This is a genomic window from Streptomyces sp. NPDC087428, from assembly GCF_044744085.1.
Lineage (GTDB): Bacteria > Actinomycetota > Actinomycetes > Streptomycetales > Streptomycetaceae > Streptomyces.
In genome coordinates, this window is sequence record NZ_JBIUXR010000004.1 from 64,716 (window position 1) to 79,355 (window position 14,640).

The following is a 14,640-nucleotide window of genomic DNA, read 5'->3' on the forward strand; positions in this document are numbered from 1 at the left end:
CATGCCTCACTCAGCAATCGGTTCCCACAACGCTCGTTCCACAGCATTACGAGGCGACCCCCACACCAGAACGCCGTTTACCAGGCCAGGCTTGTCACCAGTTGCCAGGGACGGCACTTCAAGAACGTCGGCCATCTCCTCCAAGTAGGCGGTGAGCGACTCGAACCTAACAGTGCGCTCGGCGTACTCGCTCCAGTACCACAACCTCCCCGATTCGACGTCCAGGCAGAGACCAGAGAGGCAATCTACACCGAAAGAGCAGAAGGGGATCCACGCTGCGCGCCACATAGTGAATTCATCACCGCCCCCCCTCTGCCGCTTCAACTCATCCTCGCGTCGCTGCAGCAGCATCTTCTGCCGGTAAACGCTGAGAACTGCATCGAAGTCTATCAACGCACCCTTGCCGAGCATGAAGCTCGCCAGTGGATCGGGAAGAGATCCGGAGTGTTGACGCCACAGCGCCTTTAGCCCCTCAGGAAGCCGAACGCCCAGTGTCTGCTGCAAGGCCGCGATTTCCGCCTCGGATGCACCGGGCCGAAGCCTAGCCAATGTCGCCGGAGCATGTTGATGCAACCACGACTCGATCCTCTGCCAGGCGTCGACCACCTGTCGTTGTTCGATGACCTGCGCCCGCTGTGTGTAATCGTTCACGGCTGACACGGTACCGGTCAGGGCAGGCGCAGTCCGGCCCATAACCACAGCGGTACCAGGAGACGTTGGGGGTGCCGGGCCGCCCAGTGGAAGCATCTCGTCGTCAGTGCTGCATGCGCGGAGACGGAGGCCAGGTCTAGGGCCAATGCCGTGACTCTGTTGGCGATCTTGTGTGGGTCAGCTGGCGGCCGTACAGAGGGCGTGAAAATGACTTGGGGCTCGTCGGGGTCGGGTCGGGTCGGCGATCCAGTCGGTGATGCGGGTGAAGTTGCAGGCCAGGCCGGTGAGTACGTGCTGGACGTGTGTTCTTGGCAGGCCTCGGTAGCGTGTCCGGCGCAGGCCGCAGATGCGGACGTTCTGGGAGAGGGTGGCTTCGATGCCGGCGCGGATCGCGTATCGGTGCTGCCAGTCCTTGGTGTGCTGGTCCAGACGGTTTTGTTGCTGGATCTCGTGCAGTTCGCGGGTGGGCAGCAGTGCGAGCGCGCGCGGGCCGCTGACCGCGTTGGTGCACTGGGGGCGGACGGGGCAGGCCAGGCAGGTGGATTTTGCGACCGGAGAGACGCAGTCGTGCGGTGCCGTCGGGGTAGCGGTCCAGACAGTCCATGGGCAGCCGTTGGATCTCGGTGCGTCGGGCGCCGGACCAGCGGGCCACGAGCAGTGCGGCGCGTTGGAACGGGCAGACGATCGCGTCGATGGCCGGCATCAACTGGTCGAGTTCGTCGTCAGGGATGAAGCGGGGCACTTTCAGCGGGAATTTCGGTGCGTCACCGGCGCCGATGAGGGTGTGGTGGCCGGGCACGTCCGGGTATTGCCAGAGCGCGGTGTCCCGGAAGAACTGCGACAGCCCGGAGATCCGCTGAATCCGTGACATGACACCGAGCGGCTTGCCGGTCTTCTCGGTTGGCGCTTCGGCGATGTGCCCGATCCAGCCCAGGCAGTGGTCGCGTGTGACGTCGGCGAACGTCGTGATACCGGAATGGTTGGCCTCCAGCCACCGGCAGAACGTGCGCACCGCGAGCTCCAGCTTGTCCACTGTCGAGGGAGCGTCGGTCAGTTTGCGGGCCGCCAGCCACTTCTGTGCGACGGCCAGCATCCGGGGAGGCAGCGTCAGCGGCGGCTTCCACGACGGCATGAGCTTGCGTGGCTGCTTGGCGACCTGGCCGCGATGGAAGAGCACCACCTCAAGCTGGTGCAGGTGCGTGATCCAGCTCTTCGCCGGGCCCTCGTAGAACTGTTGCGCCGACGGGTAAAAGGACGCGAACTCCGGGTCCTCGGGGAACAGACGGATGGCTTCCAGGACCTCGGCGACGTGGCCGCCAGTGATGTCGGCGACATCGGTCAGGCCGTTGCGCAACACGATCCGGGCCACCGACCAGTGCATCGCCTGCCGACATCCGGTTATAGCCGAGTGCGACAGCTTCCTCGACCAGCACCATGGTGCCCGGATCGATCCCCAGCAGGGCGGCCTGGTCGTGAACGCGCAGCTGGCCGACGGCGAACATCCACCGGTAGTCGAATGTCGCGTACCCGCGCAGGCCCAGATAGGTCAGGTAGGTCCGGGCCCGGTGGGAGGTGGGGAACGACGGGCGGTGGAAAGGCTCCCCAGGCAGCCGGCCCGCCCGCTCCACCAGGGGTTCGGCGAACCATGCTTCCAGGTCCGGCCACCGGGTCCGGAAGTCGCGGTAGTAGCGCAGTTTCGCATTGAGGTACTGACGATTGAAGCCGGTCTGGCCGCGGACGACCCCCACGTACTGCCCCTCGGGACAGTGCCGGGGGCGCTGACGGCGGTGCCGTCGCCCCACGCCTGGGAGATGCCGAGGGCCGCTGCCCCTTGGAACGGTGCGGTTTGAGTGACGGGATGCCGGTCTCCGGGCCGATGACCAGGCCCTCGTTGTCCGGGTACCCGGCATCCGCCGCCGCGGCGGCGCCGCGCAGCTTGTCCTCCAGCTACCGGCGGAAGGACGTCGCGTCGAAGGCGCCGGCCTCGCTCTCCTCGCACAGTCCGACCTCCACCAGGCAGTCGGCCGGCTTCTCCTGGATGCCCTCCCACGCGAGCAGCTGCTCGGACCAGCTGGCGTACTCCTCCGAGCCGACCACCGCGACGTCCCCGGTGCGCAGCTCCTCGGCGAGGTGGGTGAGGACCATCGCCTCGAAGCGCTTGCGGACGAACCGGCCGGGCCGCGTCTCGTCGAGCACGGCCTTGCGCCAGTTCTGCGTGGAGAAGGCGATGTCGACGGTCTTGCCGTCCTCGCCGAGCGCTCGGAGGCGTCTGCCGCATCTGCCTCCCCGGGCGAAGTCGGTGACCTTTGGTGCGGCGACACCGTCCACCCACACCGCGGTGTCGCCGAGCTCGTCCAGCCACTGCAAGTGCGTGAACAGGCGCTTGCAGTGCGACCAGCTCGGGCCCTGGGCGGTCTGCTTCAACCGGTTGAACTGCGTGATGCCGTCGCTGTCTCGCTCTTCCAGCAACCACAGCATCCGCGCCTGCTCCGCGAGGCTCATCCGGTTGTGAATGCCCCAGCAGATCGAGGTGTTCACCTCGGTGCGGATCGTGGAGGCCATCGTGTCGAAGGTGGAGAACGTCGGCAGTTCCAGCCCGGCCGCCACCACCTTCTCCAGCGCGATATTGATCAGGTCGGCGGGGCGATTCTTCGCAGTGACCTCCTTGCGGATCGTCGCCTCAGCGATCTGTCGAGCCTGGGACTGCTTGTACTTCGTCCCCACCCGCTGGCGCACCTCCGTACGCTGCCGCTCAGCGGTGCGGCCCGTCTCGTACAACGGGAGCGTGCCCTCCGGCAGCTCGACCGTGCGGCGGAGAGCGGGCGGTCAACCCCCGGCCGGACGGTTCGAGTCCGAAGTGGGGCCCGCCCAATGACAACGTCGAGGAGATGCTGGAGCAGGTGGCGGAGGGTTCCTCCGTCTGCTTCGCTCCCCTGAGCATGGCCCGGTACTACGCGCGGCCGGGCCTCTCCTGGGCCCCGCTGACCGACGTGGAACCGCTGTGGGTGGTGCCCGCCTGGGCGGACGGCATGGACACCCCGCTTGTACGGGGCTTCGCCCAGGTCGTACGGGAACTCGCCGCCGCGGCGGATCCACAGCCGGCCGGCTGACCGGCGGTCAGGGCCTCTCGTCGTCGGGGCGGGCCGGCAGGCTGTCCATGAAGGAGCTGACGGAGAACACCGCGCGTCCGGGGCCCGGCGGACCGTAGCCGGGGGGCGAGCTGAGCCCGTACTCCTCCATCGTCGAGCGGTAGGCGTCCAGCAGCCGGATGTGGTACTCCAGCGGAGCGCCGTCCGGGTTCGTCTTCCCCAGGGGAGTCGTGGGCTCGGGACACCAGGTGGTGAAGCGGGGCGTGATGCCGTGCGACATGAAGAACCGCAGGCCCTCGGTGGTGGACTCGATGGCCTCCTTCACCGTGGTGAAGCCGAAGGGCTCGGCCATCTCCACGCCTGCGACGAAGTTGGGGATGACGTTGCGGGCGCCGAAGACCTCGGCGGAGTCCAGGATGCGGCGGTGCCATTCGTCGCGGCCGACGTATCGCTCCTTGCCGGGGCAGTACAGCTCGAACAGCCGGGGGTCCCACACCTCGTAGTTGGGGTGGTAGATCTGCACGCCGTAGTCGTGGAACCGCTGCACGTCGGCCTTGGGAAGGGCCTGGGCGACGACCTTGCCGATCCAGCGGCCGGGGAAGCGCTCCTCGATGGCCTTCGCGTACTGGCCGTAGAAGTCGGCCTCGTCCCGGCCGCCGATGTGGGAGGTGATGGCACCGCCGGTGAGCGTGTAGGCCGTGGACGTCTTCGCGGTGTCGTACCGGTCGATGATGGCCAGTGCCTCAAGGACCTCCTCGACCGGCTTCACTCCGGTGTACGGGCGGCCCGCGGCCTTGTGCTGGCGCCAGTTGTGGTTGATGTCGCAGTACTGGCACTCCTCCTTCGCACCGAAGTACTGGCAGACGCGGAAGACTGTCAGATAGACGAGGTAGCCCCACTGGATGGTGGGCGCGACCTCCATCACGGACTTGCCGTTCTCCAGCGTGTGCCGGTAGTAGTCCGGCATCGGGGGGAGGCCGACGTCGGAGATCCGCCGGCCGTCGAGGTAGAGCCCGAGCACTCCGTCGTCGTCGGCCGCGACCCGATAGGGAGAAGCCGGGTTGACCCGCACGGAGACCACGGTGCGGCGAAGCTCGTACGGTCCGCCGGTGAGGACGATCTCCTCCGGCGGCCGGCGCAGGGCGGCAGCCCCCAGTTCGGGCAGGGTGCCGTGGTCGAAGGAGAAGATGAAGTACGACTTCGGCTTGACGTCACCGCCCTCGTTGTCGCTGAGCGCGGACTCGTCGAAGGCCAGGCCGCCGCGCAGCAGGTCCTCCTTGATCACGGCCTCCCGCGGCACGTGCGGGAACTGCTCCATGAGCCGTTCGATCAAGCGGGTGCGGCCTGCTTCGGTGCTGCCGGGCTCGGTACGGCTGGGGTCTGTGCGGCTGGGCATGTGCGGGGCTCCTCGGTCCGGTTGTCGGTGGTGTTCCGGATACGCCACCCTGTGCAACGAACCACGGACCGGAACCGTTCTCGATCAGGGAGGCGTTCTCGGTAGCGGGGTGTCCTCGACCCGGAGTGCGGGGTGCGGGGCCGCCGGGAACGTTCTGCTGGCGCCCGCCGCCGCGACCTATGTGACCGGTGAGTAGGGTGTGGGATCCGGGAGCCCGTCGGCCGTGCGGTCGGCCCGACGCCCGGTGGTTGCCGGAGTCGGCCGCGGATCGGAAGTGCTTCATGCCCCGCACCATGTCCGTGTCGGACGGCATCGTGGTTCTCGCCTCCCCTTCGGCCGTGTACGAGCAGCTCAGTGACCCGACCGCGATGGGGCGCTGGAGTCCGGAGAACCGGGGTGCGAAGGTGCTCGGGGAGCGGCGGGACGCGTACGTCGGCATGGTCTTCGAGGGCCGAAACAAGCGTGGGCGGATGCGCTGGACGACGCGGTGCACGGTGACCGCGGCCGATCCGGGCGAGCGGTTCGCCTTCCGGGTCCACGCGATCGGTGCACGGCGGCCGCGGCTTCCCGGCGCGATCGCCACGTGGGAGTACCGGTTCGAGGCTGTGGACGGTGGCACACGGGTCACCGAGACCTGGACCGACGACCGCCGAAGCTGGCCGGACTTCCTGGCCAACGCCTTCGACAGGGTGGCCACCCGGGGACACACGTTCGCCGAGTTCCAGCGCGGCAACATCCGCACCACGCTCCAGCAGCTGAAGGCAGCACTGGAGGCCCCACTGAACGGGGACGCGCCCCGGGCATGACTTTCGGCCGCCGCCCTCAACGCTCCCAGTGTGTGGGGCGGCCGAGCGACCGAGGGAGCCGGGTGGCGCCGTTTCCCCGGGCGGCGTTCAGCTGTGACTGCGTCAGGAAGAGCGCTCCGGTCATGTCGGCACCGGACAGGTCCGCGTCCCGGAAGTCCGCGCCGATGAGGTCGGCGAGCCGGAGATCGGCGCCGGTGAGGTCCGCGGCGATGAGATAGGCACCGCGCAGGTCGGCGCCGCGCAGATCCGCTCCCCTGAGGCGGGCCCCGATGAGGTCGGCGCCACGCTGGTTGCGCTTCTTCTTGCGGGGAGCGCCGGCGCGTACGAGTTCGCTGGTGCGCGAGAGCAGGGCGGCGACCTCGTCCCGGTGTGCCGCGACGTCGAGGTCGGCGAAGGCGTCGGCGTCGAGGTGGGTGAGGCGCTCGGTCGCGTCGAGGAGGCGGCCGATCTCGCCGTGGAGGGGACGGGCCGGCGCCAGCTCGGCCGCCTCCGTCAGGTACCAGAGCAGCTCGTGCAGCTGACGCATGACCGGGAAGACCTGGAACATCTGCTGCGCACTCTCCGGGGCCGCGCGCCAGTCCTGTCCGCCGAAGGTCTCCCCGGAGACCTTCTGGCCGGCTCCGAAGCAGTCGTACACGGTGCAGCCCGGAAAGCCCTCGGTGCGCAGGCGGGTGTGGATACCGCAGCGGAAGTCGTCCTGAAGGTTGCGGCAGGGTTTCCCGGCGTCCTTGTTGATGGCGAAGTCCGCGGACCGGGTCAGGGTGAGCGCGACACAGCACAGGCCGAAACAGTTCCCGCAGTCGGCGCGCAGGCCGGCGCGGCCGGTGCTGTCCGCGTGGTCGGTGCCGGGGGCTCGGTCGATATCGGGCACGGCGCCTGCATCCTCCGGTGGACGGGGTTCATGAGCGACCGAGCCTACCGAGCTTCACCGCGGGCCCGATCCACCTGGTGCATTTCGCCAAGGGTCCTGCCGGGCCGGGCACCGCGACAGAGCCTCCGGAAACCGCCGAACGGGGGGCCTACCCCACGGACCGGCTGCTCCGCGCGACAATGGTGGGTAATACATCTTTATGGGAGGTGGTCACCATCGTGGCGAACGCACCAGTCGACAGCATCCCGGCCCGGCGGGTACTGACCGATCCGGCGGGCCTGGCCCGGTACCAGCACGACGAGGCCGAGTGGGCTCCGTACGGGATGCCCCTCGCGGTGGTGCGCCCACAGGGCACCGACGAGGTGCGGGACGTGGTGCGCCACTGCGTCGCCCACCGCATTCCGCTGGTGCCGCGCGGCGCGGGGACCGGTCTGTCCGGCGGCGCGAACGCCGTCGACGGAGCGGTCATCCTGTCGTTCGAGGACATGAACCGGATCGTCGACATCGACGCGGCCGAGCGGCTGGCAGTGGTGCAGCCCGGCGTGGTCAACGACGACCTCCGGGCGGCCTGTGCGGAGCACGGGCTCTGGTACCCGCCGGATCCGGCCAGTTCACCGTGGTCCACCCTCGGCGGGAACGTCGCGACCAACGCCGGGGGCATGTGCTGCGTCAAGTACGGGGTGACGCGGGACTACGTGCTGGGCCTCGAGGTCGTCAACGGGCTCGGTGAAGTCGTCTCGCTGGGCCGCCGTACCGCCAAGGGCGTGGCGGGATACGACCTGGCGGGGCTGATGGTGGGCTCCGAGGGCACGCTCGGGGTGATCACGGAAATCACCGTGCGCCTGCGTCCCGCACGGCTCCAGGAGCGCACGGTGGCGGGGTACTTCTCGTCGGTGGTCGCCGCGGGTGAGGCGGTGAGCGCCGTGACGGCGTCCGGCGTCATCCCGTCCGCGCTCGAACTGGTCGACCGGCACTGTCTCGCCGCCGTGGACGCCTGGAAGAAGATGGGGCTGTCCGCGGACGCGGACGTGGTGCTGCTCGGCCGGGTCGACACCCCCGGAGCCGAGGGTGACGCCGAGGCCGAACTGATCCGGAAGTGCTTCGACCGGGCCGGCGCGAGCTGGGCGGCGGTCTCCACCGACCAGCAGGAGGCCGATGCCCTGTTCCAGGCCCGGCGGCTGGCCTATCCGGCACTGGAGCGGCTCGGCCCGGTCCTGACCGAGGACGTGTGCGTACCGCGGACCGCGGTTCCGGAGATGCTGGCGCGGATCGAGCGGACGGCGGCCCGGCACGACATCCTGATCGCCAATATCGCCCATGCCGGAGACGGCAATCTGCACCCCCTGATCATCACGCCGCCGGGTGACGAAGCCGCACGCGCCCGTGCCCAGTCGGCCTTCGAGGACATCCTGGACGACGCGATCACGCTCGGCGGCACGGTCACGGGCGAGCACGGGGTCGGGCTGCTGAAGATGCGCGGCATGGACAAGGAACTGGGACCCGCGGCGCTCGCCATGCATCACGCGGTGAAGGCGGCGCTCGATCCGCACGGCATCCTGAACCCGGGCAAGGTGCTCGGGAGCCGCGTCTGACCTCGCCGTCCGTGTGCGGGGCCCGTTGTCAGTGGGGCGGCGCACACTGGCAGCAAGTACGTACGGGTTGAAGGGGAGGCGGATGAGCGCCGAGGAGGAGACCGGTTTCGAACCGGCCACCGGGGACGGTCCGTCGCCCCCTGGCCCGGCCGCGAGGCGCGCCGCCGCGGTGCGGACCGCGTTCGCCGGGATGGTGCAGATACGGCGGCTGACCAACACCGGTCACCCGGCCCCGGAGTCCGTGCCGGCCCCGTGGGAACTGCACCGGCCGGTACGGGCCGTCGCCCTCGCACTCGAGGCATCGGGCCTGTCCGCGTCGGCCGTTGACGCGTCGGGGCGGCGCACGGCGACCGGGTACCGGGTGGTGGCCGGCGCGACGCCGGGCACCGTACGGGTCGAGTGGCTCGGGCCGCCCGGCAGCGGGGCGGCTCACGAGGAGGACGCCGAACTGCCCCGGTGCGCGGAGGTGCTGCGGGAGTCGGGCTGGACCGCGCTGCTGTACCGCGGGCCACGGCGCCGAAGATTCCTGGAGGTCGAACCACCGGCCGGTGCGCGTCGCCCGTAGTGCCGCCAACGGGCTCGTGTGCCTGGTCGGTGGTGGCGCCTCCGGCCCACCACGCCCGCACACGCACGCGCCGCGTTGACGCCAGTCGTCCACCGTCCACGTGCTTCCGTGCGGGAATGATCCCCGCCTTGCAAGCTCACTCACCCGACGCCGCGGGCACGGTCTCGCCATTTCTCTGGACGTGCGGGTCCATTTTTCCGTCGCACAGTGGAACAGCACCCTGGCTGTCCGGGGCCGCGTCCGGTCGACGGCCCCACGCGGCCCGGCCGTTCGCCTTCACAGCGGAGAACCAAACAACGGAGTGGACCATGTCTATGCGGCTCGAAGGCCGGACCGCCCGCCGCGACGACCGTGCCGACCCTCCCCGCGGCTCCCGGCCCGACCCACGGCCGGGCTCCGCGCCCGTACGTCAGTCGCACAACAGGCGGGCCGGTGCCGTAATGGTTACTGGAGGTGGCCCGTACCAGCGCTTCCCGACCTACGACACCACCTGCCAACGACGTTCTCGGGGCGTCACCCCGTGCCGTCGCACCGCAGCGTTGTCAGACCCATGGGGGATGCTTGTGGGTCCGACACCTCTGACCTGGAGATGCTGAGATGCGCAATGACGAACTCGCCGCGGCGCAGGCGTACGTCCGTTTACTGGAGGCCACCCGGGCTGTCCTCTCCGACCCGGATGACGCCCCTCTGTACATGCCCTTGCTCGCCGCACCGATCGAGGAGGCCGACGGCGCGCTGCGGCGGGCCGGGTTCTCGGGCAACGAGTCCCAGTTCTTCGACCTCGTCCGATCGCTCCAGCCGAGCATGTCGGGCAGCTGACACCGAACCGTGCCGGGAGGGCCACGGGAGCGACTTCGGGCCCCCGGGGCCAGGAGCCGCTCCGCTGCCCGCCCGGCTCCCGGCCCTGACGCCTCCGGGTCCTGCTCCACTGGATCCGGGTCTTGACGGGATCCGCCCGCGACGGCCTACGCCTCACCTCCCCCGACCGTCCCCAGCTCGGTCTTCCACGGAGGCAAAGGGACTTCCTGTCTCAGGTCGCTGTCGTGGTCCGATCGTCTCGGGTGTGGTCGCTGGGGGGCTCGCGCCCGTGGCGTGGAAGGCCAGATGACAGCCCACAGGAATCTCAAGCGCCGGGTGCGCGCCCGCGCCGCCAAGACCGGCCAGTCCTATTCGACTGCCCTCCGGCATTTCCGTTCGGCTCCTCGAGGAGACGTCATGCCGGAAGAGAACCACCTGCGTTTGGCCGTGGCTCAGACCACGGCCCGTGAGAACCCCCGCAGCAGCGCCGAACTGAGGGCCGGCGGGGCCGAGGTACGGAGTCTGATGCACCGGGCACGTGCGGCCGGTGCGAGGGTCGTGCAGTTCCCCGAGGGCGCGGTCTGCTTTCCGCACAAGCGGCTGCTGTCCGCCAACGGCCCCGACGAGGTCGGAGCGTCGGACTGGAGCCGGCTCCGATGGGACGTGCTCCAGGAGGAACTGGCCCTGACCGCATGGCTGGCGAGGGAGCTCCGGCTGTGGACCGTGCTCGGTTCGGTCCACCGGCTCACCGCACCCAACCGGCCGCACAACAGTCTGTACGTGATCTCCGACCGCGGCGAGGTGGCGACCCGCTACGACGAACGGATGCTGTCCCACACGAAGGTCTCCTACATGTACGCACCGGGTTCGGCACCGGTGACCTTCGAGGTCGACGGCGTCCGGTTCGGCTGCGCGCTCGGCATGGAGGCGCACTTCCCGGAACTCTTCGGGGAGTACGAAAGGCTCGACGTCGACTGCGTGCTGTTCTCGACAACAGGAGGTGTCACGGGAGGCGGAACGGCCTTCGCCACGGAGATGCGGGCGCACGCGGCGACCAACCGGTACTGGGGCGGATTCGCCATCCCCGCCCGGCTCAACGGTGACACCCCGGCGGGAATCATCGGGCCGGACGGCGAGTGGGCCGCACGGTGCCCGCGTGACGGGACGCCTTCACTGGCCGTCGCCGACCTCGGCCCGCAGGACCCCGCGAGCGCCCTGGCCAGGCCCTGGCGGCGCAAGGCGCGGGCAGGTCTCTACGACGGGTACCTGGTCGAGGACGCCCGCAGCGACGACCGCACCGCCTTCTAGTTTCTGGCGGAGGCCACGTGGCGGGGGCCGCCTGACCTGACTTGGCCGCCCCACGCGACGGAGGCCGACCCGATCGGGTCGGTCCGAGAAGTACCTCGGGCCGGCCCGGTCCGTCTTCGGCCGGGTCGCCCCGATCCGTGGTGAATTGATTCAAACCCAGAAGAAGACTGGCTAGCTGCTTGACTAGTGGTTGGCGTCAAACCTAGCGTACGTTCCAGATGAAACGATTCACATCGTCCTGACGGCTCCGGTCGCCGGATGACTCTGCTTACGAGGTGTTCATGTCTGATGTGTCGGCCGTCAAGGCAGCCCTGAAGTCTCAGGTGATCGAGACTCCTTCGTGGGGTTACGGCAACTCCGGGACCCGTTTCAAGGTGTTCGCGCAGCCCGGCGTGCCGCGCGACCCGTTCGAGAAGATGGAGGACGCGGCGCAGGTGCACGCGTTCACCGGGGTCGCACCGAAGGTGTCGTTGCACATTCCCTGGGACAAGGTGGCGGACTATGCCGCACTGACCCGGCACGCCGAGAGCCTCGGGCTGCGGATCGGCGCGATCAACTCCAATGTCTTCCAGGACGACGCCTTCAAGCTGGGGTCGGTCACCCACCCCGAGGCGGCGGTGCGGCGCAAGGCGACCGATCATCTGCTGGAGTGCGTCGACGTCATGGACGAGACCGGCTCGCCCGACCTCAAGCTCTGGTTCTCCGACGGCACCAACTACCCGGGCCAGGACGACATCGTTGCCCGCCAGGACAGGCTGTCGGAAGCGCTGACTGAGGTGTACGAGCGGCTGGGCGACGACCAGCGGCTGCTGCTGGAGTACAAGCTCTTCGAGCCGGCGTTCTACACCACGGACGTGCCGGACTGGGGTACGGCCTACGCGCACTGCCTGAAGCTCGGCTCGAAGGCCCAGGTGGTCGTGGACACCGGTCACCACGCACCCGGCACGAACATCGAGTTCATCGTGGCGATCCTGCTGCGGGAGGGAAAGCTCGGCGCGTTCGACTTCAACTCCCGCTTCTACGCGGACGACGACCTGATGGCCGGGGCCGCCGACCCCTTCCAGCTCTTCCGGATCATGCACGAGGTGGTCAAGAACGGCGGTCTCAGGTCCGAGACCAACGTCAACTTCATGCTCGACCAGTGCCACAACATCGAGGCGAAGATCCCGGCGGTGATCCGGTCGGTCGCCAATGTGCAGGAGGCGACCGCCAAGGCGTTGCTGGTCGACGGGGACGCGCTCGGCGCCGCACAGAAGTCGGGCGACGTGCTCGCCTCGAACGCCGTCCTGATGGATGCATACAACACGGATGTGCGGCCACTGCTCGCCGAGGTGCGTGAGGAACAGGGTCTGGCCCGTGACCCGTTCGCCGCCTACCTCGCCTCCGGCAACCAGGCACGCATCGCCGCCGCCCGGGTGGGCGGCACGCAGGCCGGCTGGGGCGCCTGAGCCGTCCGTACGTCCTCCTCGCCGTCCAACGCACTTCTCACCCCCGAAGGAACCCTTATGACGTCCGCGACGCACCCCGAGGTCGCAGCGCTCCTGGAGCGCGCGCACCGGATCGGCTCCGACCCCCGCAACACCAACTACGCCGGTGGCAACACGTCGGTGAAGGCCGTCGGCGCCGACCCGGTCACCGGTGGCGGGACGGAACTGCTCTGGGTCAAGGGTTCCGGGGGCGACCTCGGCACCCTGATGGAGCCGGGTCTCGCCGTGCTCCGCCTGGACCGGGTCCGTGCCCTCAAGGAGGTGTACCCGGGCATCGAGCGCGAGGACGAGATGGTGGCGGCCTTCGACTTCTGCCTGCACGGCAAGGGCGGTGCCGCGCCGTCCATCGACACCGCCATGCATGCCCTGGTCGAGGCAGCGCACGTCGACCACCTGCACCCGGATTCGGGGATCGCGCTGGCGTGCGCGGCCGAAGGCGAGAAGCTGACCGCCGAGTGCTTCGGTGACAAGGTGGCGTGGGTGGGCTGGCGCCGGCCGGGGTTCCAGCTCGGTCTGGACATCGCGGCCGTCAAGGAGGCCAACCCGCAGGCGGTCGGCGTGATTCTGGGCGGTCACGGAATCACCGCCTGGGGCGAGACGTCGGACGCGTGCGAACAGAACGCGCTGTGGATGATCCGCACCGCCGAGACGTTCCTGAAGGATCACGGCAGGGCCGAGCCCTTCGGCCCCGTACTGCCCGACCGGGTGGCACCGGCCGCCGAGCTGCGCCGGGAACGAGCAGCGGCTCTCGCCCCGTTGATCCGCGGTCTGGCGTCCACGGACCGCCCCCAGGTGGGTCATTTCACCGACGCCGAGCCGGTGCTCGATTTCCTTTCCCGCGCCGAGCATCCGCGCCTCGCCGCGCTGGGCACCTCGTGCCCGGACCACTTCCTCCGCACGAAGGTCAGCCCGCTGGTCCTCGACCTTCCCGCGGACGCGCCGGTGGCCGAGGCCGGGGCGCGGCTTAAGGAGCTGCACCAGGAGTACCGCGAGGCGTACCGCGCGTACTACGAGCGGCACGCAGTCCCCGGCTCCCCCGCCATGCGCGGTGCGGATCCGGCGATTGTGCTGGTGCCCGGGGTGGGCATGTTCTCCTTCGGGAAGGACAAGCAGACTGCCCGTGTCGCCGGGGAGTTCTACCTCAATGCCATCAACGTGATGCGTGGCGCGGAGGCCGTCTCCTCGTACGCGCCGATCGAGGAGTCCGAGAAGTTCCGGATCGAGTACTGGGACCTGGAGGAGGCCAAGCTGCGCCGGATGCCGAAGGCCAAACCGCTGGCCACCAGGGTGGCGCTGGTGACCGGTGCGGGATCGGGCATCGGGAAGGCCATCGCGCACCGACTGGCCGCCGAGGGCGCGTGTGTGGTCGTCGCGGACATGAACGCGGAGAACGCCGCCGCGGTCGCCCAGGATCTCGGCGGGGCCGACCGGGCGGTCGCGGTGACCGTCGACGTCACCAGTGAGGAGCAGATCGCCGAGGCGTTCAGGGCCGCAGTGCTCGCCTTCGGCGGTGTGGACCTCGTCGTCAACAACGCGGGGATCTCCATCTCCAAGCCGCTGCTGGAGACGACGGCCCGCGACTGGGATCTGCAGCACGACATCATGGCGCGCGGTTCCTTCCTCGTGTCGCGGGAGGCCGCCCGGATGATGCTGGCTCAGGATCTCGGCGGCGACATCATCTACATCGCTTCCAAGAACGCCGTGTTCGCGGGTCCGAACAACATCGCGTACTCGGCGACCAAGGCAGACCAGGCCCATCAGGTGCGGCTGCTGGCGGCGGAGCTGGGCGAGCACGGGATCCGGGTGAACGGCGTCAACCCGGACGGTGTGGTGCGCGGCTCGGGGATCTTCGCCGCCGGCTGGGGCGCGCAGCGGGCGGCGACGTACGGCATCGAGGAGGAGAAGCTCGGCGAGTTCTACGCGCAGCGGACGCTGCTGAAGCGCGAGGTGCTGCCCGAGCATGTCGCCAATGCCGTGTTCGCGTTGACCGGTGGCGACCTCACGCACACGACCGGTCTGCACATTCCTGTCGACGCCGGTGTGGCGGCGGCCTTCCTGCGATGACCCGGACACGATC

General features: G+C 69.3%; 13 protein-coding genes. 8 read left to right on the plus strand and 5 right to left on the minus strand.

Features of this window, described 5'->3' with window-relative positions; genetic code table 11:
- Positions 1 to 6 precede the first annotated feature (6 nt).
- The 3 genes from ACIO3R_RS10000 to ACIO3R_RS10010 form a co-directional block, all read right to left on the minus strand.
- Complete coding sequence (locus ACIO3R_RS10000; protein ID WP_402104935.1) at positions 7 to 651, minus strand: SMI1/KNR4 family protein; 645 nt, start codon at positions 649 to 651, stop codon at positions 7 to 9.
- 177 nt (positions 652 to 828) lie between these two features.
- Complete coding sequence (locus ACIO3R_RS10005) at positions 829 to 1,185, minus strand: transposase (protein ID WP_402105265.1); 357 nt, start codon at positions 1,183 to 1,185, stop codon at positions 829 to 831.
- Positions 1,186 to 2,598: 1,413 nt separating this feature from the next.
- Positions 2,599 to 3,450 (minus strand): hypothetical protein, encoded by an 852-nt coding sequence (locus tag ACIO3R_RS10010; RefSeq protein ID WP_402105266.1) that lies wholly within the window; start codon positions 3,448 to 3,450, stop codon positions 2,599 to 2,601.
- An 89-nt stretch (positions 3,451 to 3,539) separates the two neighbouring features.
- Here ACIO3R_RS10010 and ACIO3R_RS10015 point away from each other — a divergent pair, with 89 nt between their 5' ends.
- A complete protein-coding gene (locus ACIO3R_RS10015; RefSeq protein ID WP_385041005.1) occupies positions 3,540 to 3,761 on the plus strand; it encodes a hypothetical protein in 222 nt (73 codons plus the stop codon).
- A 7-nt stretch (positions 3,762 to 3,768) separates the two neighbouring features.
- Here ACIO3R_RS10015 and ACIO3R_RS10020 read toward each other — a convergent pair whose 3' ends face one another.
- Positions 3,769 to 5,136 carry a radical SAM protein gene (locus ACIO3R_RS10020; protein WP_385343650.1) on the minus strand — a complete coding sequence of 456 codons (1,368 nt, stop codon included), beginning with the start codon at positions 5,134 to 5,136 and terminating at the stop codon, positions 3,769 to 3,771.
- Between the two features lie 281 nt (positions 5,137 to 5,417).
- Here ACIO3R_RS10020 and ACIO3R_RS10025 point away from each other — a divergent pair, with 281 nt between their 5' ends.
- Positions 5,418 to 5,942, plus strand: coding sequence for an SRPBCC family protein (locus ACIO3R_RS10025; protein ID WP_385041008.1), 525 nt, complete (start codon positions 5,418 to 5,420; stop codon positions 5,940 to 5,942).
- Positions 5,943 to 5,958: 16 nt separating this feature from the next.
- On the opposite strand, the gene ACIO3R_RS10030 is transcribed toward ACIO3R_RS10025, so the two are convergent.
- Positions 5,959 to 6,813 carry a pentapeptide repeat-containing protein gene (locus ACIO3R_RS10030; protein WP_402104937.1) on the minus strand — a complete coding sequence of 285 codons (855 nt, stop codon included), beginning with the start codon at positions 6,811 to 6,813 and terminating at the stop codon, positions 5,959 to 5,961.
- A gap of 218 nt (positions 6,814 to 7,031) precedes the next feature.
- Between ACIO3R_RS10030 and ACIO3R_RS10035 the strand changes: the two genes are divergently transcribed.
- The 6 genes from ACIO3R_RS10035 (at position 7,032) to ACIO3R_RS10060 (ending at position 14,627) form a co-directional block, all read left to right on the plus strand.
- Positions 7,032 to 8,405 (plus strand): FAD-binding oxidoreductase, encoded by a 1,374-nt coding sequence (locus ACIO3R_RS10035; protein WP_402104939.1) that lies wholly within the window; start codon positions 7,032 to 7,034, stop codon positions 8,403 to 8,405.
- A gap of 82 nt (positions 8,406 to 8,487) precedes the next feature.
- Positions 8,488 to 8,970 (plus strand): hypothetical protein, encoded by a 483-nt coding sequence (locus ACIO3R_RS10040; protein WP_385041976.1) that lies wholly within the window; start codon positions 8,488 to 8,490, stop codon positions 8,968 to 8,970.
- A gap of 597 nt (positions 8,971 to 9,567) precedes the next feature.
- Complete coding sequence (locus ACIO3R_RS10045) at positions 9,568 to 9,789, plus strand: hypothetical protein (RefSeq protein WP_385041978.1); 222 nt, start codon at positions 9,568 to 9,570, stop codon at positions 9,787 to 9,789.
- Positions 9,790 to 10,185: 396 nt separating this feature from the next.
- Positions 10,186 to 11,076 carry a carbon-nitrogen hydrolase family protein gene (locus ACIO3R_RS10050; RefSeq protein WP_402104942.1) on the plus strand — a complete coding sequence of 297 codons (891 nt, stop codon included), beginning with the start codon at positions 10,186 to 10,188 and terminating at the stop codon, positions 11,074 to 11,076.
- 281 nt (positions 11,077 to 11,357) lie between these two features.
- A complete protein-coding gene (gene rhaI, locus ACIO3R_RS10055; RefSeq protein WP_402104944.1) occupies positions 11,358 to 12,524 on the plus strand; it encodes an L-rhamnose isomerase in 1,167 nt (388 codons plus the stop codon).
- 57 nt (positions 12,525 to 12,581) lie between these two features.
- A complete protein-coding gene (locus ACIO3R_RS10060; RefSeq protein ID WP_402104945.1) occupies positions 12,582 to 14,627 on the plus strand; it encodes a bifunctional aldolase/short-chain dehydrogenase in 2,046 nt (681 codons plus the stop codon).
- The last annotated feature ends 13 nt before the right edge of the window (positions 14,628 to 14,640 follow it).

What these genes read in the sequence shown, in the direction of transcription:
- ACIO3R_RS10015 (WP_385041005.1), top strand. Translation starts at nt 3,540, where the DNA reads ATGCTGGAGCAGGTGGCGGAGGGTTCCTCCGTCTGCTTCGCTCCCCTG.
- ACIO3R_RS10020 (WP_385343650.1), bottom strand. Translation starts at nt 5,136, where the DNA reads ATGCCCAGCCGCACAGACCCCAGCCGTACCGAGCCCGGCAGCACCGAA.
- ACIO3R_RS10025 (WP_385041008.1), top strand. Translation starts at nt 5,418, where the DNA reads ATGCCCCGCACCATGTCCGTGTCGGACGGCATCGTGGTTCTCGCCTCC.
- ACIO3R_RS10040 (WP_385041976.1), top strand. Translation starts at nt 8,488, where the DNA reads ATGAGCGCCGAGGAGGAGACCGGTTTCGAACCGGCCACCGGGGACGGT.
- ACIO3R_RS10045 (WP_385041978.1), top strand. Translation starts at nt 9,568, where the DNA reads ATGCGCAATGACGAACTCGCCGCGGCGCAGGCGTACGTCCGTTTACTG.
- ACIO3R_RS10050 (WP_402104942.1), top strand. Translation starts at nt 10,186, where the DNA reads ATGCCGGAAGAGAACCACCTGCGTTTGGCCGTGGCTCAGACCACGGCC.
- rhaI (WP_402104944.1), top strand. Translation starts at nt 11,358, where the DNA reads ATGTCTGATGTGTCGGCCGTCAAGGCAGCCCTGAAGTCTCAGGTGATC.
- ACIO3R_RS10060 (WP_402104945.1), top strand. Translation starts at nt 12,582, where the DNA reads ATGACGTCCGCGACGCACCCCGAGGTCGCAGCGCTCCTGGAGCGCGCG.